The sequence below is a fragment of the Streptomyces chilikensis genome (genome assembly GCF_001642695.1).
Classification (GTDB): Bacteria; Actinomycetota; Actinomycetes; order Streptomycetales; family Streptomycetaceae; genus Streptomyces; species Streptomyces chilikensis.
The window spans coordinates 1,789,524-1,804,645 of record NZ_LWCC02000005.1; the positions used below are offsets into that span (position 1 = coordinate 1,789,524).

Here is a 15,122-nt window from a genome sequence, read left to right on the forward strand (position 1 = left end):
GTCCGTCCTCGTGGCGGGGCCGTCCCGCCCGAGGTTCACCGGCAGCTCGGGAACGCCCGGAATTCTTCGGGTCGCCACCGGGACCCGTACCCTCTCGGGACGGTTGTGAAGGAAGAGGTGCGGGTTCGGTCCGTTTGCCGGTGAACGACCGCGGCGAGCGGGCCCCGGAGGCCGGACGGGCGGGCGGTACGGCACAATTCCCCTACTCGGCAGCGGAGTTGCCGCAGGGACGAATGGGCGCGGAAGGCGGACACGGCGTGGCGGTGCAGGAGGCGGGGCAGGGCGCCGGCGCGGGGAAGGACGCCCACGGGGGCGGCTGCACGTGCGGGGACTGCCCGCACGGCGCGCGGGCGGGACACCGGAAGGCCCTGGCGGCCTTCCTCCACCAGCGGGACGGGTTCGCCGCCGGGAAGGGGCTGCCCGCCGCGGTCGCGCACTCGGCCTCCGCCTCCCGGCAGTGGGTCTCCGACGAGCTCACCCAGTCCGCCGCCGAGGTGGCCGACCGCAGCCGCGCCGAGGGACGGGCCTGGCTGGCCCGGCTCTGGAAGTCCACGCTCCGCGTGGTGTGGGGCGCGACGGTGCTGCTCCTGATGGTGCAGGCGCTCACCGCGATCGGGGCCGGCTGGACGGCCGCGCGCACGGCCGGACTGCTCGCCGCCCTGGTGACGGCCGCCGCGCTGTCCGCCGCCTCCTGGTACCACCGCGAGCGCGGCGGCGTGCTCGCGCCGGTGATCGGTGAGGACAACCGCCTCTCCACCTCTCGCGCGGTGGCCACCGCCTGGGTGCTGTTCACCGCCTTCGCCGTGCTGACCCTGGCCGGCCAGCTGGCCGCCGCCTCCGGCCACCGGGAGCGGGACGCCCTGATCGAGGGCCTGGACCTGGCCCGGGGCGCGGGCATGGTGACGGTGCTGGCCGTGGTCTGCGTCGTCGCGGTGCTGGTCCGGCGGGTGGTGAGCCTGCGCGTGCAGGGGCAGCGGCTGCAGAAGGTCCGCGCCCATCGCCCGCGTGCCGCCGACCTGCTGACCGACGACTCCGGGCGGGGCAACTTCGCCGACATCCAGTACGTGGTGATCTCCGCCGTGGCGCTGGTCTTCGGCCTGGTCCGGCTGGCCCGCCGTCCGGAGCAGCTGCCCGACCTGCCGTGGGGGCTGGCCGTGGTGGTGCTGGTCTCCGCGGCGACGTACCTGGCCGGCAAGTACGCGGAGGGCGGCCGCCCGGTGGTTTTGTCGGTGGTGCGGGCCCGCGAGGCCGGCGACCTGGACGGGCCGATCCGCACCGGTGACGACATCGAGATCCGTGGCGTGGGGTTCGTGCCGCCGGGGGCGGGGAGCGCGGACCGGCTCTCGCGGATGGTCGTCCGCATAGGGGCGGTCAACGTCCACGTCCCGCTGGTCCCCGTCACCGGCGGTTTCAGCAACCCCTCGGACACGGTGCTGACGGTGCCGGTCCCGGCCGAGGTCGAGCCCGGCCGGGTGGAGGTGCAGGTGGTCACCGCCGCGGGTCTGGAGACCAACCGGATGGCCGTCGACATCACCGAGTGACGCCGTGACGCGACGCACGTAGGCTGTCCCCGAATTGGTTGACGGATAAACCGACCTGCGGGGAAAGGCGGCCACGGTCATGGCGGTCACCACCACCGGCACCACCCGGGCGTCCGGCCCGAGGGAGGCGGCCGCGCGCTTCGCGCTGCTCCCCCTGCGCCTCTTCCTCGGCGCCACCTTCCTCTACGCGGGCCTGCACAAGCTCACCGACTCCACCTTCCTGGAGGAGTCCGGCCCCGGCTCCATCGGCGGGCAGATGGAGGCGGTCCGCGACGCCTCGGCCGTCCCCGCCCTGGTCGACCTCGGCCTCGGCGCCCCCGTCGCCTTCGGTCTCGCCATCGCCCTGGGCGAGCTGGCCGTCGGTCTCGGCGCCCTCCTCGGCCTGTTCACCCGCGTCGCGGCGGCCGGCGGCGCGCTCGTCTCGCTGAGCCTGTGGCTGACGATGAGCTGGACCGCGGAGCCGTACTACCTGGGCAACGACCTGCCGTACCTGATGGCGTGGACCCCGTTGCTCCTGGCCGGCGGCGGCGCGCTCTCCCTCGACGGGGCCTGGCGCGCGCGGCGGGACCGGCGGGCGAAGGAAGCCGGCGCGGACACCGGGTGATCCCGGGCCCGGCGGCGCCACCCTCTGCCCGGTGCCGCCGGGTGCCCGGGCATCCGAGCACCCGGGCATCCGAGCACCCGGCACCCCGTGCAGGCACCGGGATCCAGGCACCGCCGAGCCACCGAGAGCCGCCGGGCCGTCACAGGTAGCCACGCTTTTACGAAGGTCACAAAAACGTATCGGGCATATCGCGCACCGTCCTTCACACGGGCCCCACAGGTTGGCTAACGTGCCGCGCGGGCCGTCCGATCCCGACCGGCGAACCTCGCCGGTCCGCGCGGCCCCCGCCGAGTCCGGCGCCGTGCCGGAGCCGGGGACCCGCGCGCACCACCTGGGGTGAATCGATCCGGCCCCGCCGGACCGTAGGGCAACCCTTCCGGACGCTCCGCCCGAACCCGACAGCTGACCCGGTAGGCGGGAGACGGAAGGAGTCGCCGCCTTGGCGTCGCACCGAAAACCCCGCCCCACGGGCCTGTTCGCGGGCATACGCACCCCCGCGCTGGCAACGGTCGCCCTCACCTCCGTGGCCCTGCTGGCCCAGACCGCCCAGGCCGCTCCGTCCGACCGTCCCGGCCTCGAAGAGGTCCAGAAGAAGGTCGACGACCTCTACCGCGAGGCGGAGGCGGCCACCGAGAAGTACAACTCGGCCAAGGAGAAGAGCGAGCAGCAGCGCGAGGAGCTCGACGAACTGCTCGACGAGGTCGCCGAGCGGACCGAGGAGCTGAACGAGGCCCGCGAGAGACTCGGCTCGTACGCCGCCGCCCAGTACCGCTCCGGCACCGCCCTCCCCGACACCGCGACCTTCCTCCTCGCCGACGCGCCCCAGGACTACTTCGACCAGGCGCAGCTGATGGACCGGCTGACGGGCCGGCAGAAGGAGGCCGTCGACGAGTTCGTGGAGCGGCAGGCCGCCACCACGGAGAAGCGGCGGGAGGCCACCGAGAGCCTGGAGACGCTGAGCTCCTCCGAGGAGGACCTGCGCACCAGCAAGGCGACCGTCCAGGAGAAGCTGACCGACGCCCGGAAGCTGCTGGCCGAGCTGACCGCCGAGGAGAAGGCGCGGCTCGCCGAGATCGAGCGGCGGAAGGAGGAGGAGGCCCGCCGCAAGGCGGAGGAACTCGCCCGCCAGGAGACCGCCGAGGAGAAGGCCCGGCAGGAGGCGCTCGCCGAGCAGGAGGCCGGGGAGGCCACCGGCGGGAGCGACGCGGGCACCGGATCCGGCGCCGGCGGCACCACGGACGCCTCCGCCGCACAGGGACAGAAGGCGGTCGCGTTCGCCGAGGCCCAGATCGGCCGCCCCTACGTCTGGGGCGCCACGGGCCCGGACTCCTACGACTGCTCCGGCCTCACCCAGGCGGCCTGGAAGGCCGCCGGCGTGGACCTCCCCCGCACCACCTACGACCAGGTGAACGCCGGCACCACCGTCCCGGTCTCCGAGGCCGAGCCGGGTGATCTGGTCTTCTTCTACGACGACGTGACCCACGTGGGCGTCTACGCCGGCGGGGGCATGATGATCCACGCCCCCAAGCCCGGCACGTACGTCCGCGAGGAGTCCATCTACTACGACGGCGAGGGCTCCATCCACAGCATCGTGCGCCCCGCCTGACCGGCGTCGGCCCGGTACCGGCCAGGCACCGGCCCGGTATCCGGCGGCGCACGGCCGGCGGCGCACGGCCCGCACGTGCGACGGCCCGCACGCGTGGGGCGTGCGGGCCGTCGCGCGTGCGTCAGCGCGGCCGGGTCACGTCCAGAGCACCGCGATGAAGACGTTCACCGTGGTCAGCGCGCCGACCAGGGCGAACTGCCCCTTGGACACCCGCTCCTCGTCCCGCTTCACGTAGACCAGGCCGAGGATCACGATCAGCAGCAGCAGCTTGATGCCGATCTTGATGTGGTTGACCGAACCGCCCTGGGCCTCGTTGAGGCCGACCAGGGCGATGCCGGTGACCAGCATGGTGAGCGCGCCGTGCAGCATGCCCGGGGTGAAGCGGGCGGCGCCCTGACCGATGGCCTTCATCTGGTGGAAGAAGCCGCCGAGCAGCGCGGCGATACCGATGATGTGAAGGCCGACGAAGATGTGCAGGAGTACGTCCATGCCGGGGAGCCTAGCCACCGCGCGTCCCGCCGCCGGAGGCGGGCCGTCGCACGGCACCCCGCCCGCCACACACGCCCCGGGAGTGCACATTCGGTCACTCCGTCACATCGATCCGTCATGAATGAACCGCCATCCGCACCCCCCTCATCCTCCGGTGACCCTTTGCGTTCAGCTGCGTACAAAGCGTTACCGGACGGTGACGAACCGGATTACCGTCCTCCCCCAGGTGACCGGCTCCCCTCATGTCGTCCCGACCTGGACGGCGTCGGCCACTGACCGAAGGATCCGGCGGCGGCCTGCCTCCCCTGTGCGGGCCGCCGCCGGATGTGTGACCGTCCCGCCCGGGGCGGGACGTACGGAAGGACGTGGACTCCACGTGGCATCGCACCGCAAGTCCCCACAGCACAGGCGGAGCGGCAGCAGGACCCGCACACTGTTCACCGCGGTCCTCGCGGGAGCGGCGGCCTCGGCGGGGCTCGACGGAGTCGGACACGCGGCGCCGAAGCCGGCACCCGAGCAGGTCAGGGAAGAGGTCGGCGAGCTCTACCGGGAGGCCGAGGCGGCCACCGAGAAGTACAACGGGGCCAGGGAGAGGACCGAGGCCGCCGAGCGCCGGGTGAGCGAACTCCAGGACGAGGCGGCCCGGCGCACCGAGGAGCTCAACGCGGCCCGCGAGGCGCTGGGTTCGGCCGCCGCCGCGCAGTACCGCTCCGGCAACGGCCTGGACCCCGCCATGCAGCTGGCGCTCTCCTCCGACCCCGACCGCTTCCTGCGGGACGCCGGCCTCGCCGAACGCGCCGGCGCCGTCCAGGCCACCGAGATCGCCTCGGTGGCCCGGCAGATCCGCGAATTGGACGAGGTGCGCCGGGAGGCCCGGACCGAGTTGCGGGAGCTGGAGGACCAGCAGGAGCGGGCTCAGCGGCACAAGAGAACCGTCACCGGGAAACTGGGGAAGGCCCGCCGGCTGCTCGCCCGGCTCACCGCCGAGGAACGCGCCCGCCTCTCCGCCGGAACCGGCGGCGGCGCCACCGAGGGCTCACCGGACCGGACCGGGAGAACCGCCGCCGCCAAGCCCTCCGGAGGCAGCATCACCGCGCCCAACTCCCGCGCGCACGCCGCCATCGCCTACGCGCAGCGGAAGCTGGGCAGCCCTTACGTCTGGGGTGCCACCGGTCCCGACGCCTTCGACTGCTCGGGCCTCGTCCAGGCCGCCTACCGCTCCGCGGGCGTCTCCCTCCCGCGCACCACCTACGCGCAGATCGGCGCCGGACAGCGCGTCTCCCGGTCCCAGCTCCGCCCGGGCGACCTGGTCTTCTTCTACCCGGGCGTCACCCACGTGGGCATGTACATCGGCGACGGCAAGATGATCCACGCGCCCAACCCCTCCGCCCCGGTCCGCGTCGCCCCGGTCGACGAGATGCCCTTCGCCGGAGCGACACGGGTGGTGTGAGCCCCCTCGGGCGCTCCCGCCCGGGCCCGCCTTCGGCGGGTGTCCCCCCGGTCCGGGAGGGACGCCCCGTCTCACACCGGCCGTCTCACACCAGCCGTCGTGCCGTGGCCCAGCGGGTCAGCTCGTGCCGGTTGGAGAGCTGGAGCTTGCGGAGGACCGCCGAGACATGGGACTCCACCGTCTTCACGGAGATGAAGAGCTGCTTGGCGATCTCCTTGTAGGCGTATCCCCGCGCGATCAGCCGGAGGACCTCGCGTTCCCGCTGGGTGAGGCGGTCCATGTCCTCGTCCGCCGGCGGGGCGTCGGTGGAGGCGAAGGCGTCGAGGACGAATCCCGCCAGACGGGGGGAGAAGACCGCGTCGCCGTCCTGCACGCGGAAGACCGAATCGACGAGATCGGCGCCGGTGATCGTCTTGGTGACGTATCCGCGGGCCCCGCCACGGATGACGCCGATCACGTCCTCCGCGGCGTCGGAGACCGACAGGGCGAGGAACCGCACCGGCCGCTCGGGGTCGGCCGCGAGCCCCGCGCACCGGCGGAGCACCTCGACACCGCCTCCGCCCGGCAGGTGCACGTCGAGCAGGACCACCTCGGGCCGGGTGGCGGTGATCACCTCCACCGCCTGGTCGACGTCGGCCGCCTCGCCCACCACCTCGACCCCGGTGCGTTCCGTCTCGCCGATCTCCGCGCGCACCCCGGTGCGGAACATGCGGTGGTCGTCGACGAGCACGACCCTCACCCGGCGCTCGCCGCCGGGCGTCCCGCTGCCCGTGCCGGCCGTCCCGCTGCCCGTGCCTTCGGCGCCCGTGGCTCCGGTCGCGTCGCTCATGACGTGTTCTCCGCCCTCTCCATCTCCAGCTCGACCTCGGTGCCCCCGTCGGGCACGGCCCGGACGCGGGCCGTGCCGCCGTTGCGTTCCATGCGGCCGATGATCGACTCCCGGACACCCATCCGGTCGGCGGGTATCGCGTCGAGGTCGAAGCCGGGGCCACGGTCGCGGACGGACACGAAGACCGCCCGCCCCTCCACCTCGGCGTAGACCTGTACCGGCCCGCCGTCGCCACCGTACTTGGCGGCGTTCACCATGGCTTCCCTGGCGGCCTGGATCTGAGCGCCGATCTTCTCGTCGAGCGGACAGTCGCCGACCACCACGACCTCCAGGGGGACGCCGTGCTTGTCCTCCACCTCGGCCGCGGTGCTCCGGACCGCCTCGGCGAGCGTCTCCGGCCCGGTCTCCTCGTCCTTGCCGGAACCCTCCGGCCGGTACAGCCAGGCGCGCAGCTCGCGCTCCTGGGCACGGGCCAGCCGGCGGACCTCGCCCGGACTGTCGGCGTTGCGCTGGATCAGGGTCAGCGTGTGCAGGACCGAGTCGTGGACGTGCGCGGCCACCTCGGCCCGCTCCTGGGCGCGGATGCGCATCAGCCGCTCCGCCGACAGGTCCTGCGTCATCCGCACCAGGTAGGGCCCGGCGAGCAGCGCCACCCCGACCAGGACGGCCAGCGCGGCCTGGAGCACCGACCCGAGATGGGCGGCCGAGCCCTGCAGGACGAACATGCCGGAGACCCCGGCCGTCACCAGCAGGACGCCGGCCGCGGCACGGGCCAGCGTCACCGTCCTCCGGCGGCGGCCCACCTCCATCCAGCGGGCCCGCCGGGCGTTGTCCGCCTGCCGCCACACCAGCGCGACGCCCGCCCCGACCAGCACCGTGGGCCAGAGGTAGGCCCGGGCTACGCCGCCCAGGTCCATGCTGCCCACGAAGATCAGGGCGACCACGACCATCAGCAGCAGAGCGATCAACTGGCCCCGGTCGGGTTTCCGGGCCACCAGCCGGCGCGGTGAGGCGGCTCCCTGGGACCCGGAAGGCCCGGAGGACCCGGTGGCTCCGGTGGCCCCCGGTGCCTGCTGCTTGCGGCCGTCCGCGTCCATGACGCCGCCGACGCCCAGCGGCACGAAGAACCAGAAGGCCGCGTACAGCAGGGCGCCCAGCCCCTGCGCGACGAACAGGCCCACGAAGACCAGGCGGACCCACGCCACGGGCAGGCCCAGATGTCCGGCGAGCCCCCGCGCCACGCCCCCGAGCCAACGTCCGTCGCCGCTGCGGTAGAGCTTGCGCGGCGGCCGCGGTTCGTCGAGTGATGCTGCGGCTTCCGGCATGCCACGATCGTCACACGGCGCGTCCCCGGGGTCATCAGGGTAGGTCCCCCAGACATCCCTGATCCGGGTCTCGGCGCGCCTCGAACGGTTCCCCCTGCACCGGTCGGGGGCGATTTCAGGGTTCTCCCAGGGTCGTTCCGACTCCCGCCGGGCCGTCCCGCCCGTCACCATGAATGCATGACGGATCACCACCACGCGTCGAGCCCCGCGTCCCCCGACGCGCAGCGGCGCACCGGTGCGTCCGCGTCCGACGTCGAGTCCCCGGAGCGGGAGGCGCGGCCGCTGCGGCGCGACCGGCGGCACAAGATGCTGGGAGGGGTCTGCGCGGGCCTGGGCCGTCAGTGCGACATGGACCCGGTGATCTTCCGGATCACCCTCGCGGTGCTCTCGGCGACGGGCGGCATCGGCCTGGTCTTCTACGGCTTCACCTGGCTCTTCGTCCCCTACGAGGACGAGGAGGAGAACGAGATACGCCGCCTGCTCACGGGGCGGGTGGACGGGCCGGCACTGGCCTCCGTGCTGTTCGCCCTGGTGGGCTGCGGAGTGTTCCTGTCCATGCTCGGCGACGGAGGGCTGCTGACGTTCGGGGCGGTGCTCTCCCTGCTCCTGGCCGGAGCGGGCTACTGGTCCCGGCGCAGGGACGCCCCCGGGCCGGACCCGCTGGCGGTCCAGGCCGTCGCCGACGCACCGCCCGAGGCTCAGGCGCCCCCGATCGCGGCCTCGCTCCCCTCGTGGTGGCGTGAACCGATCGTCAAGGACGGCACCTTCGTGGGGGGCACGGGCTATCTGTGGGGTCCCGGCGACCTCGGGGACACGTCCGACCAGGAGCTGGCGGCGGCGCTCGCGGTCTCCCGCGGCGGAGTCACGGACCAGGTGGCCGGCCGACGGGGGCAGACAGGGAGGAACAAGCCCGCCGGACCGCGGCGGCCCCGCTCCCTCGGTGGGGTGACCTTCCTGCTGGCCCTGGTGGTGGGATCGCTGGTGACCGGCCTGAGCCAGGCCGACACCCCGGCGGTCACCGCCGTCCAGCACGGACTGGCCTGTGCCCTTCTCGTCCTCGGCGCGGGTCTGGTGGCCAGTTCCTTCCTCGGCCGCACCGGTGCGGGCACGGTCTTCTGGGGCCTGGTCACGGCAGGCATGCTGACGGTGACCGCCGCGCTTCCGCGCGACGTCGACGCGGACTGGATACGCAGGGAGTGGCGTCCGGCCTCCGTGGCCGACACCCGTGCCGGCTACCAGTTGGGGCTGGGCCTGGCCCGGCTGGACCTCACGGACCTGCCGGTGACGGACGGGCAGACGGTCCCGGTCCGGGTGGAGGTCGGCACGGGTCGCGTCGAGGTGGTCGTGCCCGACGACGTGACGGTGCGGACACGGATCGACGTCGGCCTCGGTGACATCCGCTCGCCGTCCGACTCCGGGCGTGACACCGGCGCGGGGGCCGGCCTGACGGAGGAGTACACGCTGCGGGCCGTGGACGGCGGCAAGGGAACCGGCGGGGACGGGGGCAGAGACGGAAACGGAGACGGAGACGGCGGGGACGACGGGAAGGCCGGGACGATCGAGCTGTGGGTCGAGGTCGGCGCCGGGAACGCGGAGGTGACCCGTGTGGCGTCATGAGTTCCAGCCGGGGCGGTTCATGTCCGGTCTGGTCCTGATCACCGCGGGAGTGCTCTACGCGGGCGACGCCGCCGGGGAGTGGCACGTGCCGTGGCTGGTGGCGATCCCCCTGGTGGTCGGCGGTCTCTCGATCGCCGCCGCGGCCGGGCTCGCGGCCCGCACCCTCCGCAGCGGGCAGCGAGGCCAGGACGACGCCGTCCGCTGAACGCCGCCGGCCTGCCGATCGTGGCGGAACGGGGTCGCGGTGCCGACTGGTGATCTACCTGAGCTGCCCACCCTGCCGGGCAGGACGACCCACTTCGTTCTCGGTGACGACGTGCAGCCGGCGCTCCAGAACGCGTGGCATGCTCATCCTGACGCCTGACGCCTGACAGGCATCCCGTTTCGGGCACTCACTGATCATCTCGGGATGAGGACCTGATTCGCCGCAAGCGGATGCGCAGTCGCTCGAACCGGTGCAGTCGGGCGAAGGCGTGCTCCGGCTCCCGCTCGCCTTCTCCGGGCCCGGAACCGTGGGCGGCGTACAGGCGCCGGGGTGCGCGGCGCGGGGGACGCGTGGTCTCACGATGCGGGCCCGGGTGGAGGCGCCGCGCCCCTGCCGTACATACTGTCCCCATGTCCGCGTACTCGAGCTTCGCGTTTACCTATGGCACCCGGCCCGCCGGCTGCCATGGTCGTGTTGCTCGTCGCGGATAACCGCAGAGCGATTTCCCAGGCGCCCCGGGCCGACAAGGCCCGGGGCGCCTGTTGTTCTCCGGGTCCGACCGGCACCGGGCTCCCCGCACACCACGCAGGAGACCCACGATGAGCATCACCCCCACGACCACTCGCCCGGCCGCCCCGTCGACCGCCGCGTCGGCCATCCGGTCGGCCGGTTCGTCGGCCGACCCGTCCCCCCGGTCGGCCGACGAACCGGCCGCGCACCTGTCCGCTCCCGAATCCGATCCCGCCGCCGTCATCGCCGACGCGCGGGCGAGGATCGACGCGCTGGACGATCACATTCTGGGTCTGGTGCAGGAACGCATGGCCGTGTCCGCGGTCGTCCAGCAGACCCGGATCGCCACCGGTGGCCGCCGGGTGAACCTCTCCCGCGAGATGGAGATCCTCTCCCGCTACCGCGACGCCCTGGGCCGCCCGGGCACCACCCTGGCGATGACCGTCCTGGAGCTCTGCCGCGGTCGCGTCTGACCTCCGCCGGTGTCCGCCCGCACGAAGCCCGGGCCGCCCGCGCGGGCGGCCCGGGCTTCGGAGGACCTCGAGTCCCTGCGATCCGGATTCCCGTACGGCCCCGAGCCCCGTACGGCCCGAGCCCCATACGACCCCGAGCCCTGTACGACTCCGGGCCGCGTTCGCGCCCGGCACCGTCACCCGTCCGGGACCGTGACCGTCCGCCCGCACCCCTCGTTGGTCCGGTTGTCCGTGCCGGCCAGGCACGGCTCCCGAGAAAACCACGCGTGGCTTGCTGGGGCGGCGAGGCGCACGGAGCAACGTGCCGTGCGCCGTGGGACCGTCGCCCCAGGGTTGTGACCGGACGGCAGGGGACAGCAGCCCGGTCACCCAACAGAAACGGCCGGCTCCGGGGACGCCCGGAGCCGGCCGACGGGGACCGCCACCCACGGTCCCGGTCCTGAGCCCGTCGCAACGGCGCCGTCGCGACGGGATGGTGCGGGGCGGGCTTCGTACGGCTCGCGACTTGCGGCTCGCGGCCCGCTACTCCGCCGTTCCCGCAGGCTTCACGGCTCCCGCCGCGTCCACCGGATTCCCCGGGCTCACCGGATTCACGGGCTCGGGCTCGGCCTGCTCCTCCGGTACCGGCGGCCCGGCCGGCTCAGGCATGGTGATCGGCGGCACGGCCGTGGCCGCCGCCTTCGGCGGCACCACCGGCATTCCCAGGAACGGCAGCTTCAGCGCCGCGAACGCCTTCTCCGGCACCACCGGTGTCCTCGGCGGCACCGCGGACAGCCGCCGGTAGGCCTCGCCCTGTGCCGGCCGTGGATCGGCCTCGCCCTTGTTGGGCCAGAACGACATCGCCCGCTCGGCCTGCGCCGTGATGGTCAGTGAGGGGTTGACCCCCAGGTTCGCGGAGACCGCCGCCCCGTCCACCACCGAGATCCCCGGGTGCCCGTACAGCCGGTGGTACGGGTCGATCACGCCGGTCTCCGGCGAGTCGCCGATCGGGCAGCCGCCGAGGAAGTGCGCGGTCAGCGGCATGCCGGTCAGCTCGCCGACGTTGCTGCCCGCGAAGCCGTTGATCTCCTCCGACAGCAGCGACGCCGCCTCCACGGCCGCCTTGATCTGCTTGGGGTTGGGCGCGCCGTGTCCCTGACGCGCGGTCAGGAGACCCTTGCCGAGGCCCTTGCGCTTCAGGTGGGTGGTGAGCGAGTTGTCGAGGGACTGCATGACCAGCCCGATGATGGTCCTCTCCGACCAACGCCGGTTGGACAGCGACCGGAGCGTCAGCAACGGGTGGCGGAGGGTGTTGCCCAGCCACCCCAGGAGCCGCGCGGTCCCCGTGCCCTTGGCGGCGTACGGCACCTGGAGCACCGTCAGGGCGCCCATGGCGTTGGAGCCCTTGCCGTAGCGCACCGGTTCGATGTGGGTGTTGGCGTCGGGGTGGATCGACGAGGTGATCGCGACGCCCTTGGTGAAGTCGGCCCTGGGCCGGCCGGTGACCCGGCGGTAGCGCCGGTCGTCGGTCTGGGCGCCCACCAGCGCCTCGGAGTTGGTGCGGGTGAGCATGCCCAGCTGGTCGGAGATCCCGGGCAGTTGTCCGCCCGCCTTCATCCGGTGCAGCAGCGTCTGCGTGCCGTAGGTGCCGGCCGCGACGACCACGTGGCGGGAGCGGAAGACGCGTCCCCGGCCGGCCCGCTTGCGGTCGGTGCCGAGGGTGTCGACGACGAAGCCGCCGTGCCCGTCCTCCGTGACCGACCGCACGGTGGTCATCGGGTGGACGGTCGCGCCCGCCTTCTCGGCGAGGTACAGGTAGTTCTCGTTGAGGGTGTTCTTCGCCCCGTGGCGGCAGCCCGTCATGCACTCGCCGCACTCGCTGCACGCCTTGCGGGCGGGACCGACGCCGCCGAAGTACGGGTCGGCGACCTCCTCGCCGGGCCGCGCGGTGACGCTGCCGTCGGCGTCCTCGCCGTCGCCGAAGAACACGCCGACCGGGGCGAGGTGGAAGGTGTCGCCCACGCCCATCCGCTCCGCGGTCGCCTTCAGGTGCTCGTCGGAGGGGGTCATGGTGGGGTTGAGCCGGACGCCCAGCATGCGCCGCGCCTGGTCGTAGTACGGCTTCAGCTCCTCCTCCCAGTCCGTGATGTCCTTCCACTGGGGGTCCTCGAAGAAGGGCGTCGGCGGCACGTACAGGGTGTTGGCGTAGTTGAGCGACCCGCCGCCCACGCCCGCGCCGGCCAGCACCATCACGTTGCCCAGCAGGTGGATGCGCTGGATGCCGTACATGCCGAGCTTGGGGGCCCAGAGGAACTTCCTGAGGTCCCACGAGTTCTTCGGCAGGGTCTCCCGGGTGAACCGCCGGCCCGCCTCCAGGACGCCGACCCGGTACCCCTTCTCGGTGAGGCGGAGCGCGGTGACGGACCCGCCGAAGCCGGAGCCGACGACGATGACGTCGTAGTCGAACGGCGACGGATCCTGCGGGGTTGCGGGCAGGCCGGCGGTCTTCTCCTGCGAGGCGTTCTCCTGCGACACGTGCTCTCCTCATCGAGAACGGTTGAGAACCGGTGCGGACGGTGCGGTTCGGCGGGCCGGCTCGGCAGTACGGCGGTGCGGTTGGGCGGTTGGGCGGTACGGCGGTACGGCGGTACGGCGGTACGGCGAGGGCTTCCGGCGGTACGGCGAGGGGGTGCGGCCGGGGCGGCGGGCCTCGTTCCGGCACGCCACCCCGGCCGGCGGTCAGCGGATGCGGAAGGCCTTCATCAGCTTCAGGCCGACGCTGAGGACGGTGGCGTACTGCTCGTCGTTCAGGCCGAAGGACGGCGCCAGCGGCATCATCCGCTGCACCGCGACGGTCTGCGCCTCGGTGTACTTGAGGATGCCCTCGGAGCCGTGGCGGCGGCCGAGACCGGAGTCCTTCATGCCGCCCATCGGCGACCGGGCGCTGCCGTAGGCGGGGGCGAAACCCTCGTTGATGTTCACGGTGCCGGTCTGCAGCCGGGCCGCGATGCGCCGTGCGCGACGGGTGTCCCTGGACCAGACCGAGGAGTTGAGGCCGTAGTCGGTGGCGTTGACCCGCTCCACGGCCTCGTCGGCGTCGGCGAAGCGGTAGACGGAGACGACCGGGCCGAAGGTCTCCTCGGAGCAGACCGCCATCGGGGTGTCGACGCCGTCGAGGATGGTCGGCTCGTAGAAGTACGGGCCGACGTCGGGACGGGCGACGCCGCCGGCCAGGACCGTGGCGCCCTTGGCGACCGCGTCCTCGACGTGGCGGACGACCATCTCCAGCTGGCGTTCGCTGACCAGCGAGCCCATGTCGGCGCCGTAGCCGAGGAAGTTGCCCAGCCGCACCGCCTTGGTGCGGGCGACGAACCGCTCCAGGAAGGCGTCCGCCACCGACTCGTGGACGAAGAGCCGCTCGATGGAGATGCAGAGCTGTCCCGCGGTGGAGAAGCAGGCGCGCACCGCGCCCTCGGCGGCCTTGTCCAGGTCGGCGTCCTCGAGGACCACCATCGCGTTCTTGCCGCCGAGCTCCAGCGAGACGCCGACCAGGCGGGCGGCGGCGCGCTCGGCCACCTCGCGTCCGGTGCGGGTGGAGCCGGTGAACGACACGTAGTCGGCGTGCCGGACCACCTCGGGTCCCACGACGGGGCCCTCGCCGAGGACGACCTGCCACACGTCGGCCGGCAGTCCGGCCTCGATCAGCTTCTCCCGGGCCCACAGCGCGGTCAGCGCGGTCTCGGTGTCCGGCTTCATCACCACGGCGTTGCCCGCCACGAACGCGGGCAGCGCGTCGCCGACGGACAGCTCCAGCGGGTAGTTCCAGGGCGCGATCTGGCCGATCACGCCGCGCGGGTGGCGCAGTTCCTCGACCTTGGTGAGCAGCGGCACCGCGCCCAGGTGGCTCTTGGGGGCCAGGTAGGCGGGGGCCTTGCGGCCGTAGTGGCGGGCGGCCATGGCGACGGCCTGCAGTTCCTCGTGGGCGTGCAGGCGGGCCTTTCCGGTCTCGGCCTGGATCAGGTCGAGGATCTCGGCCTGGTGGCGGAGCACCAGGTCGTGGAAGCGGAGCAGGACGGCGGCGCGGCGGCGCACCGGGACGGCGGCCCATGCCTTCTGCGCCGCGCGGGCCCGGTCGAACGCCGTCCCGACCTCGTCCAGCGAGGACTCGGGCAGGTCGGCGAGCCGCTCACCGGTGAGCGGGCTGTGGTTGAACGTCCGGCCGGTGCCGGTCACGCCCTCGGTCAGCCGGGCCACCAGATCCGGCGTGACCACGTCACTGATGGCACGCGCGCCGGGCGGGGCGGCGGCCACCGGATTGGCTCCGGTGCCGGTGCGTTCTGTCTCCCGCGCCTGCGGGCGTGCCTGCGTGTCCGTCATGAGGCGCAGGGTATGACGGCCGAAACACTTTGGGTACCCATCGGTAACCCGCCTTTACCCGATGGACACATTCCGCCAGTGATCACTGGCACAAAAGCCCTGATCAGGGGTTGTGCG

12 protein-coding genes and 1 riboswitch are annotated in these 15,122 nt (G+C 73.3%); of the genes, 7 read left to right on the top strand and 5 right to left on the bottom strand.

Annotation, left to right across the window (positions count from 1 at the left end; translation table 11 throughout):
- Positions 1–257 precede the first annotated feature (257 nt).
- The 3 genes from A2U95_RS07940 to A2U95_RS07950 all read left to right on the top strand — a co-directional run bounded on the left by A2U95_RS07940 (position 258) and on the right by A2U95_RS07950 (position 3,751).
- On the top strand, positions 258–1,541 hold the full coding sequence (locus A2U95_RS07940; RefSeq protein ID WP_166021490.1) for a hypothetical protein: 1,284 nt from the start codon (positions 258–260) through the stop codon (positions 1,539–1,541).
- A gap of 79 nt (positions 1,542–1,620) precedes the next feature.
- Complete coding sequence (locus A2U95_RS07945; protein WP_166021491.1) at positions 1,621–2,145, top strand: DoxX family protein; 525 nt, start codon at positions 1,621–1,623, stop codon at positions 2,143–2,145.
- A gap of 275 nt (positions 2,146–2,420) precedes the next feature.
- Positions 2,421–2,577: riboswitch (cyclic di-AMP (ydaO/yuaA leader) on the top strand.
- Positions 2,578–2,584: 7 nt separating this feature from the next.
- On the top strand, positions 2,585–3,751 hold the full coding sequence (locus A2U95_RS07950) for a C40 family peptidase (RefSeq protein ID WP_166021492.1): 1,167 nt from the start codon (positions 2,585–2,587) through the stop codon (positions 3,749–3,751).
- Positions 3,752–3,886: 135 nt separating this feature from the next.
- Here A2U95_RS07950 and A2U95_RS07955 read toward each other — a convergent pair whose 3' ends face one another.
- A complete protein-coding gene (locus A2U95_RS07955) occupies positions 3,887–4,240 on the bottom strand; it encodes a hypothetical protein (protein WP_166021493.1) in 354 nt (117 codons plus the stop codon).
- Between the two features lie 376 nt (positions 4,241–4,616).
- On the opposite strand from A2U95_RS07955, the gene A2U95_RS07960 reads away from it, so the two are divergent.
- Positions 4,617–5,690 carry a C40 family peptidase gene (locus A2U95_RS07960; RefSeq protein ID WP_166021494.1) on the top strand — a complete coding sequence of 358 codons (1,074 nt, stop codon included), beginning with the start codon at positions 4,617–4,619 and terminating at the stop codon, positions 5,688–5,690.
- Positions 5,691–5,775: 85 nt separating this feature from the next.
- Here A2U95_RS07960 and A2U95_RS07965 read toward each other — a convergent pair whose 3' ends face one another.
- Positions 5,776–6,519 (bottom strand): LuxR C-terminal-related transcriptional regulator, encoded by a 744-nt coding sequence (locus A2U95_RS07965; protein ID WP_166021495.1) that lies wholly within the window; start codon positions 6,517–6,519, stop codon positions 5,776–5,778.
- Positions 6,516–7,844: an ATP-binding protein gene (locus A2U95_RS07970; protein WP_166021496.1), complete on the bottom strand. Its 1,329-nt coding sequence runs from the start codon at positions 7,842–7,844 to the stop codon at positions 6,516–6,518. Before A2U95_RS07970 ends, A2U95_RS07965 begins: the two co-directional genes overlap by 4 nt.
- 177 nt (positions 7,845–8,021) lie before the next feature.
- Between A2U95_RS07970 and A2U95_RS07975 the strand changes: the two genes are divergently transcribed.
- From A2U95_RS07975 to A2U95_RS07985, 3 genes are all read left to right on the top strand, one after another.
- Positions 8,022–9,461, top strand: a complete 1,440-nt coding sequence (locus A2U95_RS07975) for a PspC domain-containing protein (RefSeq protein WP_166021497.1) — start codon at positions 8,022–8,024, stop codon at positions 9,459–9,461.
- Complete coding sequence (locus A2U95_RS07980; RefSeq protein ID WP_166021498.1) at positions 9,448–9,666, top strand: hypothetical protein; 219 nt, start codon at positions 9,448–9,450, stop codon at positions 9,664–9,666. Before A2U95_RS07975 ends, A2U95_RS07980 begins: the two co-directional genes overlap by 14 nt.
- A gap of 599 nt (positions 9,667–10,265) precedes the next feature.
- Positions 10,266–10,649: a chorismate mutase gene (locus A2U95_RS07985; protein ID WP_166021499.1), complete on the top strand. Its 384-nt coding sequence runs from the start codon at positions 10,266–10,268 to the stop codon at positions 10,647–10,649.
- Positions 10,650–11,171: 522 nt separating this feature from the next.
- On the opposite strand, the gene A2U95_RS07990 is transcribed toward A2U95_RS07985, so the two are convergent.
- Together A2U95_RS07990 and A2U95_RS07995 are read right to left on the bottom strand one after the other, a co-directional pair.
- The gene (locus A2U95_RS07990) at positions 11,172–13,163 is read right to left on the bottom strand and encodes a GMC oxidoreductase (RefSeq protein WP_420856978.1); all 1,992 of its coding nucleotides are present in this window, start codon (positions 13,161–13,163) and stop codon (positions 11,172–11,174) included.
- A gap of 204 nt (positions 13,164–13,367) precedes the next feature.
- The gene (locus A2U95_RS07995) at positions 13,368–15,005 is read right to left on the bottom strand and encodes a succinic semialdehyde dehydrogenase (RefSeq protein WP_166021500.1); all 1,638 of its coding nucleotides are present in this window, start codon (positions 15,003–15,005) and stop codon (positions 13,368–13,370) included.
- Positions 15,006–15,122 lie beyond the last annotated feature (117 nt).

Coding starts and splice junctions, on each gene's coding strand:
- A2U95_RS07965 (WP_166021495.1), bottom strand. CDS start 6,519: ATGAGCGACGCGACCGGAGCCACGGGCGCCGAAGGCACGGGCAGCGGG.
- A2U95_RS07985 (WP_166021499.1), top strand. CDS start 10,266: ATGAGCATCACCCCCACGACCACTCGCCCGGCCGCCCCGTCGACCGCC.
- A2U95_RS07995 (WP_166021500.1), bottom strand. CDS start 15,005: ATGACGGACACGCAGGCACGCCCGCAGGCGCGGGAGACAGAACGCACC.
- A2U95_RS07945 (WP_166021491.1), top strand. CDS start 1,621: ATGGCGGTCACCACCACCGGCACCACCCGGGCGTCCGGCCCGAGGGAG.
- A2U95_RS07970 (WP_166021496.1), bottom strand. CDS start 7,844: ATGCCGGAAGCCGCAGCATCACTCGACGAACCGCGGCCGCCGCGCAAG.
- A2U95_RS07955 (WP_166021493.1), bottom strand. CDS start 4,240: ATGGACGTACTCCTGCACATCTTCGTCGGCCTTCACATCATCGGTATC.
- A2U95_RS07975 (WP_166021497.1), top strand. CDS start 8,022: ATGACGGATCACCACCACGCGTCGAGCCCCGCGTCCCCCGACGCGCAG.